The 13,625-nt window shown below is 71.3% G+C and carries 17 protein-coding genes and 1 tRNA gene; 1 reads left to right on the top strand and 17 read right to left on the bottom strand.

The features are described from left to right. Entirely contained in the window at nucleotides 1–504 is a 504-nt protein-coding gene (locus tag ABZ194_RS06205; RefSeq protein WP_355592903.1) for a DUF402 domain-containing protein, read from the bottom strand. A gap of 97 nt (nucleotides 505–601) precedes the next feature. Further along, nucleotides 602–1,720 (bottom strand): galactokinase, encoded by a 1,119-nt coding sequence (gene galK / locus ABZ194_RS06200; protein ID WP_355592901.1) that lies wholly within the window; start codon nucleotides 1,718–1,720, stop codon nucleotides 602–604. 153 nt (nucleotides 1,721–1,873) lie between these two features. On the opposite strand from galK, the gene ABZ194_RS06195 reads away from it, so the two are divergent. Beyond that, nucleotides 1,874–1,947, top strand: a tRNA-Ile gene (locus ABZ194_RS06195). Between the two features lie 141 nt (nucleotides 1,948–2,088). Here ABZ194_RS06195 and ABZ194_RS06190 read toward each other — a convergent pair. The 15 genes from ABZ194_RS06190 to ABZ194_RS06120 all read right to left on the bottom strand — a co-directional run bounded on the left by ABZ194_RS06190 (nucleotide 2,089) and on the right by ABZ194_RS06120 (nucleotide 13,594). Further along, entirely contained in the window at nucleotides 2,089–3,486 is a 1,398-nt protein-coding gene (locus ABZ194_RS06190) for an integrase (protein WP_355592899.1), read from the bottom strand. Further along, nucleotides 3,483–3,671 carry a helix-turn-helix domain-containing protein gene (locus tag ABZ194_RS06185; protein ID WP_355592897.1) on the bottom strand — a complete coding sequence of 63 codons (189 nt, stop codon included), beginning with the start codon at nucleotides 3,669–3,671 and terminating at the stop codon, nucleotides 3,483–3,485. Before ABZ194_RS06185 ends, ABZ194_RS06190 begins: the two co-directional genes overlap by 4 nt. A gap of 162 nt (nucleotides 3,672–3,833) precedes the next feature. Beyond that, nucleotides 3,834–5,060, bottom strand: coding sequence for a DUF3631 domain-containing protein (locus tag ABZ194_RS06180; RefSeq protein WP_355592895.1), 1,227 nt, complete (start codon nucleotides 5,058–5,060; stop codon nucleotides 3,834–3,836). Next, nucleotides 5,057–5,854, bottom strand: coding sequence for a bifunctional DNA primase/polymerase (locus ABZ194_RS06175; protein WP_355592893.1), 798 nt, complete (start codon nucleotides 5,852–5,854; stop codon nucleotides 5,057–5,059). The genes ABZ194_RS06180 and ABZ194_RS06175 overlap by 4 nt, the downstream gene beginning before the upstream one ends. After that, on the bottom strand, nucleotides 5,854–6,381 hold the full coding sequence (locus tag ABZ194_RS06170; protein WP_355592891.1) for a bifunctional DNA primase/polymerase: 528 nt from the start codon (nucleotides 6,379–6,381) through the stop codon (nucleotides 5,854–5,856). The genes ABZ194_RS06175 and ABZ194_RS06170 overlap by 1 nt, the downstream gene beginning before the upstream one ends. 20 nt (nucleotides 6,382–6,401) lie before the next feature. After that, entirely contained in the window at nucleotides 6,402–6,887 is a 486-nt protein-coding gene (locus ABZ194_RS06165; protein ID WP_355592889.1) for a hypothetical protein, read from the bottom strand. Nucleotides 6,888–6,921: 34 nt separating this feature from the next. Beyond that, nucleotides 6,922–7,182 carry a hypothetical protein gene (locus ABZ194_RS06160; RefSeq protein ID WP_355592887.1) on the bottom strand — a complete coding sequence of 87 codons (261 nt, stop codon included), beginning with the start codon at nucleotides 7,180–7,182 and terminating at the stop codon, nucleotides 6,922–6,924. 295 nt (nucleotides 7,183–7,477) lie between these two features. Further along, nucleotides 7,478–9,613, bottom strand: a complete 2,136-nt coding sequence (locus ABZ194_RS06155; protein ID WP_355592885.1) for a hypothetical protein — start codon at nucleotides 9,611–9,613, stop codon at nucleotides 7,478–7,480. 52 nt (nucleotides 9,614–9,665) lie between these two features. Beyond that, nucleotides 9,666–11,462 carry a hypothetical protein gene (locus tag ABZ194_RS06150; protein ID WP_355592883.1) on the bottom strand — a complete coding sequence of 599 codons (1,797 nt, stop codon included), beginning with the start codon at nucleotides 11,460–11,462 and terminating at the stop codon, nucleotides 9,666–9,668. Next, nucleotides 11,459–12,445, bottom strand: coding sequence for a hypothetical protein (locus ABZ194_RS06145; RefSeq protein ID WP_355592881.1), 987 nt, complete (start codon nucleotides 12,443–12,445; stop codon nucleotides 11,459–11,461). The genes ABZ194_RS06150 and ABZ194_RS06145 overlap by 4 nt, the downstream gene beginning before the upstream one ends. Then, nucleotides 12,442–12,603, bottom strand: coding sequence for a hypothetical protein (locus ABZ194_RS06140; RefSeq protein WP_355592880.1), 162 nt, complete (start codon nucleotides 12,601–12,603; stop codon nucleotides 12,442–12,444). Before ABZ194_RS06140 ends, ABZ194_RS06145 begins: the two co-directional genes overlap by 4 nt. A 10-nt stretch (nucleotides 12,604–12,613) precedes the next feature. Then, complete coding sequence (locus ABZ194_RS06135; protein WP_355592878.1) at nucleotides 12,614–12,769, bottom strand: hypothetical protein; 156 nt, start codon at nucleotides 12,767–12,769, stop codon at nucleotides 12,614–12,616. An 89-nt stretch (nucleotides 12,770–12,858) separates the two neighbouring features. After that, nucleotides 12,859–13,029 (bottom strand): hypothetical protein, encoded by a 171-nt coding sequence (locus tag ABZ194_RS06130; RefSeq protein ID WP_355592876.1) that lies wholly within the window; start codon nucleotides 13,027–13,029, stop codon nucleotides 12,859–12,861. Between the two features lie 2 nt (nucleotides 13,030–13,031). Continuing rightward, a complete protein-coding gene (locus ABZ194_RS06125; protein WP_355592874.1) occupies nucleotides 13,032–13,277 on the bottom strand; it encodes a hypothetical protein in 246 nt (81 codons plus the stop codon). Next, nucleotides 13,277–13,594 carry a WhiB family transcriptional regulator gene (locus tag ABZ194_RS06120; RefSeq protein WP_355592872.1) on the bottom strand — a complete coding sequence of 106 codons (318 nt, stop codon included), beginning with the start codon at nucleotides 13,592–13,594 and terminating at the stop codon, nucleotides 13,277–13,279. Before ABZ194_RS06120 ends, ABZ194_RS06125 begins: the two co-directional genes overlap by 1 nt. Nucleotides 13,595–13,625: the final 31 nt, after the last annotated feature.

Below are 13,625 nucleotides of genomic sequence, written 5' to 3'. Positions count from 1 at the left end.
TCAGATGACGCGGGAGAGCCAGCGGGGGACGGAGTCGAAGGGGGCGGTGCGGGTGGTGACGGCCTCCAGCAGCGTGGCGGCCGCGGCGCGGGCGCCCTCGACCACCCCGGGAGGGTAGGAGTAACGGGTCCGGTGCTCCTCGAACTCGTCCTCGTCGTCCAGGAACACCCGGCCGTCCTCGCGCACCCGGATCACGTCGAGATCGAGATCGACCATGGTCACCCGGCCGTCGTTCCACCGGGGCACGGTCGAGACGTCGCAGTAGATCTCAAACTTGTGCGGCGCGGCGTTGAAGGTGGCCGTCCACCAGGTGTCGCGGGGAAAGAGCATGACGAACGGTTGAGTCCAGGTGACCGGCGGCTCGTCACCCCTGCTGCCCCGGGTGCCCGCCGGGCAGCCGGTCCACACACCGTGCTCGTCCTCGCCCAGGAGCAGGGCGGGATGGTTCCAGTGCAGGGAGCCGTCGTACTTGCGGTAGACCACGTGCACGCTCTGAGGGGGCATCCCCCGACTTTAATCCGAGCCGTCCGAGGGAAAGACCCGACGGCCTGCCCCACCAGGACGTGACGCCCCCCACGGCGACAGCCCGCCCGCGCCTCGGTCAGGCCAGGCGGCGGGCTCCGGCGGCCGGGGTGGCGGGGTGGATCCCGGGCGCCGCCCAGCCGCGCTCGGCGTAGGCACGTGTCACCGCATCCCGTACGGTCTTCACCCGGTCGTCGGCGACCAGCGCGACGGCCGACCCGCCGAACCCGCCGCCGGTCATCCGCGCGCCTCTGGCCCCGCCCCGGATCGACGCCTCCACCGCCACGTCCAGCTCCGGGCAGGAGACCTCGAACTGGTCCCGCAGCGACAGGTGGGAGGCGTTCAGCAGGGCGCCGATCTCCCGCACCGCTCCGGCCCGCAGCAGCCCGATCACCGCCTCGACCCGGTGGTTCTCGGTGACCACGTGCTGGGTGCGCCTGCGTTCGTCGCCGCTGAGCCGGCCGAGCGCGCCCGCCAGGTCGGTGACGTCGCGCAGCGCGTCCACCCCCAGGCGCTTGGCGGCGTTCTCACAGTCCTGGCGGCGGCGGGCGTACCGCCCGTCGGCGAGCTCGTGGTGGACGCCGGTGTTGATGATCAGTAGTTGGAGGCCGTGCGCGGCGAGGTCCAGCGGGATCGTCCTGCCCGCCAGGCTCCGGCAGTCCAGGAACAGCGCCTTCCCCTGCTCCCCGAGCGCCGAGGCGGCCTGATCCATGATCCCGCACGGCATGCCCACGAAGTCGTTCTCGGCCCGCTGCGCCACCAGCGCGACCTCCATCTTGGCCAGGCCCAGGCCGTACAGCTCGTTGAGCGCCGTCCCGACGGCGACCTCCAGCGCCGCGCTCGACGACAACCCCGCCCCCCGCGGCACGTCCCCGTCGATCACCAGGTCCGCGCCCCCGACCGGATGCCCGGCCTCGCGCAGCGCCCAGAACACGCCGACGGCATACCGCGCCCACCCCTCGGCCTCGTCGAGGGTCTCGACGGTCAGCGGCGTGCCCGCCTGGAGCGACCACAGCCTGACAACGCCGTCCGCGCGCGGTGAGACCGCGGCGGTGACCCCCCACGGCACCGCGAACGGAAGCACGAACCCGTCGTTGTAGTCGGTGTGTTCCCCGATCAGGTTCACCCGCCCCGGAGCGTGCCACACCCCCCGCGGCTCCGCGTCGAACGTCTCACGGAAAGCCTCGACAACCCGCATTCGCCAACCCCCTCGACAACGTCCCCCCGTAGGGTAGCGAGTCCCGGCACCCCCCGATTTCCCCGTCCAAGGTCACATCTTGAACCCGTACCGCTCGGCGGATGTGCGAACGGGGCCGACGTTTGGTTGAATGCGGCAGTACGGCGTGCGCGAGGGGCGGTAGCTCAGCCGGTTAGAGCAGGGGACTCATAATCCCTGGGTCGCGGGTTCGAGTCCCGCCCGCCCTACCCCTTGTGATCACACGAAAAGCGCCCCCGACCTGCGTGTTCGCGGTCGGGGGCGCTTTCGTCATGTCCGGCTGTCCACGGCTATCGCCGGTTGTTTACGGTTGGCTGTGCCGAATACGTGCCGAAGTTTCGGGGAGATCATCAGCCCTCGCCGAGAGCGTCGGCGATCCTGCGTTTGGCCGTCTCGTCCTGGCCCACGATGCACTTGGCGTAGATCTTCAACAGCACGTCCACACTGTGCCCTGCCCACGCGGCGACCTGGGTAGGAGGCACCCCGGCATTGAGCCAGGTGGACAGGCAGGCGTGCCGTAGATCGTAGATCCGCTTGCCAAGCGGGGAGGCGTACTCGGCCTCGCTCAGCACCACCGTCCGGGCCTTGTCCCACGCGCGCCGGTAGGTGATGGTCGGCAGGTCGCCACCGTTGACCCCGGTGAACAACCGCCGGTCCTTATCGGGTGGGAAGGTGGCCAGGTGGGCGCGGAGAAGGCCAACCAACTCGGGAGCACAGGGAACGGAACGGCTCTCACCTTCGGCACGGTGCTTGAGCTGGCGTTCCTCTCGCTGGGTTCCCTCGTCGGTCCACTCCTTGCCGACGTCGGGCGCCGCGGTGCGGAACCGCAGCTCCCCCCAGGCGTTCGGCGGCTCCTCCCACTGGTCGGTCTCCTCGTTCCAGACCAGGGCGGGCAGGATCACATTCGCCGTACGGAGATCCATAGCCTCCTCAGGGCGCAGGCCCGCGAAGTACAGGACCGCGAAAAAGGCCACCAGCCTCGGGCCGCTCCGCCTCTGTGCAGCCACGGCGGCCAGAAGGCGCCGGGCCTGAGTAGGGTTGACGACGCAGTCCCGGTTGACCTCATGCGAACTCTTCGGCGCCTGCCACTTCAGCCCCTGGATCGGATTGGAACCGAGCAACTTCAGCTCAACGGCGTAGTCCAGGGCATTGAAGAGAATCGCCCGATTCCGGCGCGCGGTGCTCGCCGCAGCGGGCTTGCCGTCAAGCTTGGACGTCGCGCTATCCAGCACCCCGCGCACGGTCGCGGGGTCTTCCAGCGTTGAAACCGCACAGGTGTTGCGCTTCAGCCAATCAAGGGCGCGGTCGTCAGCGGAATTCCTATCTTTTGAATTGAAGGCCCATCGGATGAGCGCCTTCCGAATCTCCTTGTCGGACGGCTTGCCACGGCTGGAAACGAGCATGGCCGGTGTTGCTGCCGTCAACGCCCGCGCGATGTCTCGCCGGTAGCCGGCAGAGGCACGCTTCCACTTCATGTCCACGTAAGCGATGGCGAAGCCGTACCAACTCATCTCGGGCCGATCGGCACGGCTCCACGAGACAGGCTCACCGGTGGCCAGACTGAACGCTTCACCCTTGCGTGCGGCGGCCTGCAACTCGCCGCGGAAGGTGTCAGCCTGAGCCGCTTTCCGAAACGGTCGCTTCCAAGGCTTGCCCGCTGTCTTCCACCGGACGGTGTAGGTGGTGACTTTGGCGCCGTTGTAGATCTCGGTTTTGTAGACGCGGACGTCGTAGGTGATGTCCTTCATCTGGAGGCGTCCTCCAGGCTGGCCAGCCAGCGGTCATAGTCGGCACGGCGGACGCGAAGGTCTCCGTTGGGGAGCTTCATGCACTTGGGCGCGCGGCCCTTCTGCCGCCAGTCGTAGAAGGTGGATCGGCTGATGTCGAGGTCTTCGCAGATGTCGGCGATAGTGAGCTTTTCGCCCTTGGGCACGGGGGTCTCCTGACGGGTCCGCAGTAGGTCGAAGCGGTTTAGGGAGGGGTAGCCGTCCCAGCCGTCCCAGCCTCATTTGTGCTGGTCAGGCTGGGACGGCTTGCTGCGGTGGGACGGCTTAGCCGTCCCAAAGACGGAAAACAACCTGAGTCGCTGGGACGGCTAAGCCGTCCCACGGACGGAAGCCGTCCCGCTCTGACCTGCGATGACGAGGCTGGGACGGCTGGGACGGCTACCCCCCTCGAACAGGGGGATCTCGCTGTTCTTCGGGGTATCCGGGGGACTCGGCAGCGGGCAGTAGCGTGCCCAGGCGTCGAGGAAGTCGGCGCGCTGGTAGCCCTTGGCCTGGGTGCCGTCCAGGAAGCGGATGTTGGCCGACCGAATGTCGTACTCGCGCAGGATCACGCCGAGCTTCATCGCGCTCAGCCCGGTCGGCCCGTAGTCGGCCCACGGCGCTTCGGAGTCGGCCTTAAGCCGCTCCAAAAGGACGGCGGTGGGTAGGGCGGGGTCGGCGCTGAACGCGGTGCGGCAGTCGGCCAGCAGGCGGACCCGGTTCGAGGTTTCGCCGTTGTCGTCGGCTTCGGTGGTGAGTGCGAGTACTGCGGCGCGGGCGCGTTCGGGCCAGTGGCCCCCGGCGTGGTCGGCGACGGCGACCAGGGGTTCCCAGGTGTCGGCGGCGCGGTCTTCCACCGGCATGGGCGGTTCGGCCTGCTCCAGGACGGGCAGGTCGGCGCGCAGCCAGGCCGACAGGTCTTCGGCCAGCCGGCGCAGCGCGGGCCGATCCCGGCGGTGCCGGTACGGGGCCACCGATTCCCCCGGGCCGCGGCGGCGCATGCGGACCACGACGGCGCGGTCTTCGATGGTGTCGGGCATCGCGCCGATCCCCGCCAGGGCGGCCATGGCGAAGGTGGGGATGGACTCCACCCGGTTGGCGTTGGCGTCGTAGCGCTTGGCCGGGCGGTTGCGCTGGTGACCGGCGTTCAGCAGCCCGCGCAGATCCTCGTTCCCGTCCGCCTTCGGACCGAAGATGGTGTCGGCCTCATCGACCAACATCGTGGGCGGGTCCTCGCTGATCGACCGGTAGACCGCCGCGCTGGACGAGTTGACGGTGATGAACGGGTTGTGGCAGGTGGCCTCGACCACGTCCAGCAGCCGGGACTTGCCGCACCGCTTTTCCGGGGCGCGGATCACCAGCCGGGGCGCGTGCGCCCACGCGGGCTGAGCGTGACTGGCCGCGATCCACAACACCACCGCATCCGCGGCCTCGGGGGTCGGCAGGATCACGTAGCGGGTCAGGGCGGCCAGCAGGGCGTCAAGCAGCAGCGCGCCGCGGGTGATGGGTTCAGGCATGAGATCGGCTCCGGTGTGGGTCGTGGTGGTGGGTGTCATGCGCTTCTCCTGGCGGTGCGCAGGGCGTCGGAGGCGGTGCGGCGGGCTTCGCGCTCGCCCAGGCCCTGGCCGACGATCACGGTGACCAGCTCCTCCAGATCGAGTTCGGTGGCGCCGTTTTCGACCGCGCGGCAACAAGCCCAAAACAGGCCGCGGTTGCGGTTGCCCTTGGCCTGGGTGGCCAGCCAGGCGGCCAGACCAGGAATGCCCGTGCCGATCGTCGGCCGGGTGTGCGGCGCGGGGATCGCGGCGCGGGGCCGGGGTGGGTTGAGGAACTGACAGACCGCCCCCCAGTTGAGTTGGTCTCCCGTGTTGGCGGGCGCCGCGGTGAGACGGTAGGCCGTGCCGTCGACCACACTTGGCGGGGTCAGGACGTAGCCGCCGGTGGCTTTGAAGTCCAGGAAGTGACTGCGCAGCGAACCGCAGGCCTGGGCGGTGCCGGGGTAGTAACAGTGCATCCCGCCCGAGGGGGTGGCGATGATGGCCAGCGGGGGCGGCAGGATGCCCGCGGCTTTGAGCCGGTTGAAGGCGACGTAGCCGCTTCCGGCGGGTTTGAGATCGATGTCTAGGACGTCGAAGCTGCCTTGACCTGTGGGGATGGCGACGTTGGCGGTTGGGCAGTGCTTCCACCAGCGGGAGACCAACTCAGAATCGTCGCTCGCCCCGTGAAAGCCGTTGGGGACCAACCTGCCCAAAGGCCACTTAGCTCCGGGGACGCACGGAAAGATTTTCCGGCCTTGAGCAACGTGATGCAGGGCACCGGCCAGCAGGGAGATAGCGAGATCGGTAGCCATCACGCGGTTGTCCCTTCCAAAGACTGAGGGACGTGGTTAACGTCGGGCTCATGACTGAAGAGACCCGCATTGCGCTGAAGAACTACGACAATCTGATCCGCTCTCGCGGTCTGGACGATGTCCAGCTTCATTGGGACAGCGACACCCTCGTCTACGGAGACGGTGGAGCCGTCATCGACACCCTCCTTGATCCCGGTTTCACCGGGGTGTCCTGACGCGGCGGCCAGCACGTCGGCGCCGTCGGTGACCCCCGGCAGGTCCCAGGGGGGCGGGGGGCGAAGCCCCTCCTTCGTGTTCTTGGGGGTGTCCAGGTCGATCACGACCAGGCCGGAGGGGCCGCAGGCGATGCCAACGTTCCAGGGCGCCCGCGCCCACCACCGCCGGATGGTGGCAGGGTCGGTGGTGGCGTTGGCCTCCCAGTCGGTGAAACCCTTGACGGGGGGCTTGTCTCCGATGGAGACGGGGAAGACGTGCCAGCCGCGGGCGGCGGCGGCCAGGGCATAGCGCAGGGTCGGATGCGGGCTCATGTGGAACCTCCTTTGGACCTTTAGAACAGGGCGTCGGGGACGGGCACGGTCCGGTTGCGGGTCTTGCGGCGTCGGGTCAGCAAAGCTCTGTGGCAGCTGTCGCACAGGGCTATGAGGTCGCCGGGTGGGAGTGCGGCGGCCGACTCGGGGCGGATGTCGTCGCGCGCGACGACGTGCAGCGGTGCGGCCGGGGTGTGGCGGGTCAGGCAGCGGCCCGCGCCGCAGGTGTGGGGCCGTCCGCAGGCGGTGGGAGTGCCGGTCCGGCACTGGCAGGCGCCACCGTCACGGGTGATGACCTGGGCCTGGAGGTCGCGGCGCTTGGCGTTCGTCGGCGGGTTGACGGATGGCATCGGTGTCTCCTCCTTGGGGCGGCGCAGGCCACGGAACGGGCGCACGACCTTCGAGCCGTCGGCGCGTTGGATCAGGACGTTGCGGGGGCCAGGGCCGTTCCAGCGGATGAGCACCACGACCGGTTCACCCCGTTCGAGGTAGGTGCGGCCGATCACGTCGCGGCTTCCGCGTCGGGCGGGGTGGGCGCGCTCATCGGGTGTCGCCGGAGTGCGGGCGCCGGGTGTAGAGGTGGACCTGTTGGCCGAGGCGGGGCCGTATGCCGGTGCCGGTGCAGTCGGGGCAGTAACCGGCCGAGTGGGCGAACAGGCGGCTACGGCGGTAGCCGGTACCGCGGCAGGGGCGGCAGGTGGTGTAGGGGCGGCGGGTCAGCAGATGGTGGTAGCCGATCAGGGCGGCCCCGGCGGCGAGCAGGGGCAGGGCAAGCAGGAGGAGGCAGGCGATTTTTAGCATGGCGAATCACAGCCTTCGGCGATTGCAGAGGTGGCGGGGAAAGTGACCTAAACAGTTTTGGTCACTGTGAGTGAAGAAGCGGCAGGGGTGCGCAGGGGGGTGGGGCGGGGGGTGTGGGACCCCCACGTGGGAGTGGACGGGAGAGGGGGGAGGGGGCCGTCAGAGGTGGGGAACCGGGGGGTTCACGGGACCCCCACACCCCCACAGTGGGGGTGTTTTCGCTGCTGGTGGCGGGTGTGGGGGTCCCACGTGGGGGGTGTGGGGGTGTGGGGGTCCCACGTGGGGGTCCCACACCTCATGCGGCGGGCCACCGGGACACCTCCTCGGGGACGTCGATCTCGCGGCGGTGGATACGCTGCGCAGCCGCGATCAGGTCGTCACGGGCGTAGCCCCGGCGGGTGACGCCGTCGCGGCTGAAGGCGTTGTCCAGGGGGGCGATGCCCAGAGCGCGTAGCAGGGGGGCCAGTTCGGTGGGGGTGGTGCCGAGGGTTTCGGCGAGGGTGGCGCTGTGCATGCGGTCGTCGCCGGTGTCGGTGAAGGCTTGCAGGGCGCGGCGGAGTATCTCCGGCAGCGGCCATCCAGGGGTGGGGGCGGCCGGCGTGACGGAGATTGGCGAGGTCGTCGCGGTTAGGGGACGGATCTGTTCGGCGTGCAGCATGCGGGGGTGCGGGGCGGGCCAGTCGGCGGCCGACGTCGGCGCCGGGCCGGGGCCGGGGCGGCGGGCGAGGGTGAACGGGTCGGCCCAGGAATCCGCGCCGTGCCCGCCGGGCAGCACGGTGAGGCGCCGCGCCGGCGCCACCGGCGTAGCAGGAATGGCCAGCTCGTAGCCTGCGGTGGTGTCGTCGGTGTCGTGGTCGGTGAACGCCTGACGCATACGGTCGTAGCGTTCGGCGTAGGCGCGTCCGGCGAGCCGCTGGGCGCGTGGGTCCAGGTCGGGCCGTGCGGCAGCGATCTGCACGGCGGCGGTGATGACGGTGGAGGGCAGCATGTACCGGCCCTTGAACGGGCGCGGGGTGGCCTGGCCGATCTGGACGAACCCGCAGCCCGGGCCGGGGAGGTCGGCGACGTTGACCGCCCGGTTGTGCTCATACATCAGCCCCAGCTCGGACTGGTCTTGCACGTACATGGCGATCCGCACGTGCGACATCTTTTTGATCATGGGCGGTAACACGTCGGAGGTCGATCGCAGGGAGGAGGCGACGATCCGCACCGCCGAGTCGCGGCCGATGCGCTGGATTTCCTCCAGCGCATCGCGCAGCTCACGCACCGACCGGTCACCGGGTGAGACGGCCTCGGCGCCTTCGTCCAGGAAGATGACGATCTCGGGCAGGTCGGGGGAGACCGGCATGAGCGTGGCATCGGCGGCGATCTTGAGTTTACGGGCGCTGGTTTTGCGGTCCTTGGCGATGCACAGCGCGGCCTCGGCCATCTGAAGCGCTTCGCCGGGGGTGGAGGCGGCCCAGTCGACGGCCGGGCGGTCGGTGCGCCCGTCCAGCCAGGGGGCCAGCCACATCTGTGACAGGGACCCGCCGTTGAGGTCGATGTGCCACACCAGCGCATCCCGGCAGCGGCCCACCCCTGCGGTGAGCACGTTGAGCAGGATCGTCTTACCCGATCCGGTCTGGCCGATGGCCAGCACCGACGCTTGGCGTAGCGGCACCTGGACGACGTCGCCGTTGCGGTACTCGCCGATCTCGACCGCGTCCATGATGCTCGCGCCGACGGTCAGCACCGGGTACGGGATTTCCTCCTCCAGCCGGTTGACGGTGGAGACCCGCAGCACGACGGCGGCGCGGTGCAGGCCGGGGCCGACCTCCACCCCGCAGCCCTCGGGAAGGCGAGCGTCGGTGGCCAGCGCGTCGGCGGCGCCGGAGATCTGGGTCAGGGTGGAACCTGCTCCGGGCAGGTCCAGGTGGACGTCGTAGCCGGTCCGGGTAGCCCACATGGTCACCTCCGTCACGGTGACCCGGATGCGGCATACCCGTTGGACGCGGGCCTCCCATTCGGCGCCGATACGGCTGGCGTGCCGTAGTACCAGGGCGGTGCCGGGCCGCTGGCCGTTGCGGGGAGTGCTGCGTCCCAGCGGGGCCAGCAGCCCGGCGGTCAAGGCGCCCACCCCGAGGGCGGCGAAGGTGTTGAGGTTCCACGGGGTGGTAGCCAGGGTGTAGGTCCACCATGTTCCGGCGCTCAGCCAGCAGCCCAGCCGATACAGCAGCGCGGCGGGGCCATGGTTGTGGTGGGCGCCGGCCACGATCGTGCCCAGCGCGCCGGCGACAGTGGCGGCCCCGCCCCACAGGGGGTTCAGGGCGGTCAGGTCACCGGCCGCGGCCAGCGCGGCCAGGGCGAGCGCGCCTTGGGCGGTCGCGCTGGCCGTGCCGCGTGGTTTCAACGACCAGTCGGGGCGCGGGGTGCGGGTCGTGGTGGTGCCCACCGGGCATCTCCTTTCAGTGGGTGGTGCGGGTCAGCCGGTTACCCGGTCGGCGTCAGACGTTCCACAGGGGCTCGCCGGTTCGGGGGGCCTCCTCGCGCTTGAGGTCGTCGGCGTGCACCCGGCGAAACAGCGGCCCGATCTCCTCGGCCACGCTCACCAGCTGGGCCTGGGCCTGATAGAGGCGGTGGATCGCCTCGACCACCGCCGGGTCGATCGGGTATTCGCCCTGCAGGCGGGTGGTGTAGGTGCGGATGGCCAGCGCGACGTAGGCGGGCACCTCGGTGAGCTGGTCCAGCTCCCGGGCGACGACCCACATGTCGGCGGGGGCGTGGCTGGCGGCGGCGGCGTTCATCTCGGCGGCCACGGTGGCCAGCGGGAAGGTGCTCATGGTGCGGGTCCTCCTGGAACTGGAAGTGGTGGTTGGCGCGGTGGAGGGGTGGTGGTGCTGGGCGGAGCTGGTCGATGCCGTGGCCTCGGTCTTGTCCCAGTCGTCGGGCGGGTCGACCGGTTTGCGGAAGGCGCAGATCTTCAGGCCGCACCCGCAGGTGATCCAGGTGTCGTCTTCCTCGGCGGGAATATGGATCTTGTGTGTGGCGCCGCAGCGGGGACATTCGATGCGTGTGGTGATGGCCGGGTCGCCGTCGGCCGGGGCGGTCCCGGCGGTTTCGGCGGTCCCGGTGGTTTCGGTGGTCGTGCCGGATGCGGTCGTGGGGGTGCGGCGCCACCGGGCGGTCAGCCAGGCCACCAGCGCCACCAGACCGGCGGTCATCTCCGCATCCCACCGGCGCGCCCCGGACCGCGCGGCCAGCGCGGCCCGGCGCGCGGCCCGAAACCCTCGGCCGGTGCGGGCGGCGGCCCACGCGGTGCTGACACGGCGGCCGGTGCGCCGATCAGCCCACACCCCCGCCCGGCGCACACCCCGGCGGGCGGCGCGGCCTGTCCGCCCAACGGTCCGGCGTGCGGCGCGTCCGGCGGTGCGGCCTGCCCGGCGCACGCCCCGGCCGGTGGCGTCGAACGCACGGCTGGCGCGCTGCCCGGTCGCCCGGTCGGCCCATGCTCCGGCGCGCCGCACGCCTCGCCCGGTCGCGGCCACCGCGCCCCCGATCTGGCGAGCGCCCCGGCGGGTGGCGCGGACGGCGCCACCGGCCACCCGCCGAACACCGTGCCCGCCGTGCCTGGTGCGGCCCCGTCCGCTGCGACGCTGCCCACGCCCGGACCCAGGCGTCCCGGTGCCTGCGGCGCCGCTGCGCCCGGCCCGCTTCGATCGGTTCGATCGGCCCGCCCTGCCCAGCAGCCCGCCCGTCCGGGCCGCTCCGGCGGGCGAGCCGCCGGAGCGGCCGGACCGCGCGCGGCCCCCACGCTGCGCACCGCCCGCCAGACGGCCACCGGACCGCCCGCCGGACTGGCCGGACCGGCCGACACGCCCCAGCAGCCCCCCACCGGTCCGGCGGGCGCCGCCGGAGGAGGACGCGCCGGTCCGGCCGGTGCGCCGCCCCCCGGACGGCCCGCCGGAACCGAGCGGACCGCCCGCGCGGCCCCGGCGACGCCTGCGGAGGTAGGCGAACGCCCCGCCCCCGGCGGTGGCACCGGCGGCGGCCACCCCCCACGCCCCGGCCACCTGATACAAGCCGGCTAGCAGCGCGGCAGCCACCGACAGCCCACCGGCGGCCAGCTGCCCGGCCGGAAACCCCCGCTCCCGCTCCTGCTCTGGCCTGTTGTCCGCCGGGACGGACGGCTCAGCGCGATGCGCGGCGTCAGCGGCGCCGGTAACGGTGCCGGCGGCCTGCGGTCCGGCCTCTTCGTCGGCCGGACCGGCGGCGGGCTGCTGAATGGTTGATTCCCTGGTCATCGGTCCGCCTCCCCCCGGGCGAGGGCATCGCGCAGGGCGCGGGCGATGTCCATGCCGCAGCGCAGCTCCCGGCGGATCGCGGCGGCACTGGGGCGGGCGGGCAGTTCCCCGGCGGTGATCAGATGCCGCACGTGCGTGGTCAAGACGGCGGTGGCGGGGTTACCGTCCGGCGGATCGCTGGGGTGGCCGACGGCGGCGTTTGGCCTGTACTCCGGGCCGGTAAGGGGGTTACCGGCCTCCCTGCCCGTGTGGCCGTGGTCCAGGCGGGTGAACGCGGCCAGGATGATCGGCAGGGCGGTCACGACGGCCACGGCGACGATCGGCCCCAGGATGTGCAGCACCAGCCGCGACAGACTGAACGTCTCGGCGACGCTGGGCAGGTAGGGCCAGGCGTTCATGCCCAGCGTCAGCGCCAGGAACAGCCACTCGATCCGCACCAGGGAACGGGAGGTGATCGGGGCGCCCTGGGTGGCGAGGTAGGCGCGGGCGCCGACCACGACCAGCAGAGCCAGGGACATGAACGGCTCGACCAGCCAGGCGAACACCCACGACGGCGACCACGCCGGGGCGCGGTCGGCGGCGAAGACCTGAACCCCGGCCGTTGACCAGGCCAGCGCCAACGTCAGCGACACCATGCCCGCGGCCACCAGGACGCGCCGCATGCGGGCGGCCTGGAAGGCACGCATCGCCGGGTCCTGACCGAGCTCGTGCAATCGGGCCGCCTCCCGGGCGGCCTTGCGGCGCTTACGCACCTTCGCGGTGTCCAGCATGAGCGGCGCGTCGTCGTCTTGCAGACCGGCCAGCAGATGGGCCTCGGCCACCTCGGCGCGTAACCGCCGCACACGCCGGGTCTGACCCTCAGCCTCAACCGGCCGCACCGACGCAACGGCCGGAACCTGCTCGGCGAGGTGACGTTCCAGCGCGGCCAGACCGCGCGTAACGTCCTCGGGCATCGGCTCCGGGGTCGGGGTGGTGATGGTCATCGGTCCTCCTGTTCGTCGTCGCAGTTGTCGGGGTCGGGGTGGGTGGCCAGCATCCGCACGTAGGCTTCGGCCTCGGCGCGGGTGCCGTGGAAGCGGACGGTGCGGCCGTCCGCGCCGGGGAGACGCTGGACCTTCCGGCCGGTGACGTCTTTAGCCATGTCGATCCCCCTACTTCCTGGTCTTCATGGACTTGCCGCCCTTGCCGCTCAAGGTGATGCCGACCCGGGCGACCACCTCACCGGCCTCGTTCATCACCTCGGTGCCCCGGATCGTCACAGGGCCGGTGACGGTGACCACGTGCTGTGCCTTCTGCGTGATCTTCACGTTCGGCTCCTCGTTACTCATGCGCTCTTTTCGCGGTGCGGGCCGCGACAAAAGTTGAGGTGAATGGTCATGTCAGGAGTCCTTGGAGGTCAGATGCCGGCCTGGGACCGGGCCAGGGTGCGGCAGGCGCCGCAGCGGGCCAGCGGCCGGGCGCCGTGGGAGCGGCAGACCTCCACCTGACCGCGCAACTGCCGGCAGCGCGGGCAGGAGACGGCCGTGTGGTGCTCGTGGTCGCAGTCGACGCACTGAAAACGGCTCATCCTCAGCCCTCCCCGCCGGTGGTGGCCTGAGAGGTCGCCCACTCCGGGGCGGGGCCGAAGACGGCCGGCAGGGCGTTGCCCAGCGCCGTCCACAGCGCCCACGCCTCATCGGCGCTCATACCGCTGCGGTCGTTGCCCACGCACAGGTACACCTCATAGGCGCCACCGGTACGCACCGTGATACGGGCCTTGCCGGACTTGTTCCACGGCGCCGGCGCTATGACGCTGAAGTACCGGGGAGTGCTCATCAGGCCACCTCCGCCAGCTCGCCGGGAGCGGAGGCGGTGAGCTCCCGGGCGGTCCAGGCCGCCCACACGCCCGTGGTGGGGGCGGCGGCCAGGGCGTAGGCCAGGCACCGCGGCAGCACCGGGCAGGCCGAGCAGACCTCGCGGGCCACCTCCTGGCGGGCCGCCCGCTCCATGGGCGACTCCGCACCGGCGGGGCCGGTGTGCAACTCGGGGTCGTAAACACACTCGGCGCCCTCCCCCAGGGCGCCCCGCGAGGGGTGAACGGACCGGAGGAAGAACGGGAACGGGGTGGGCTTCGGTATCGACCCGTGGGTCATGATGGGTGCGCTCCTTCGTACTGATCAGGGG

The sequence above is a fragment of the Streptosporangium sp. NPDC006007 genome, from assembly GCF_040614315.1.
Classification (GTDB): domain Bacteria; phylum Actinomycetota; class Actinomycetes; order Streptosporangiales; family Streptosporangiaceae; genus Streptosporangium.
The sequence above is the reverse complement of the archived record's forward strand: the minus strand, read 5'-3'. Positions and strand labels throughout refer to the sequence as shown.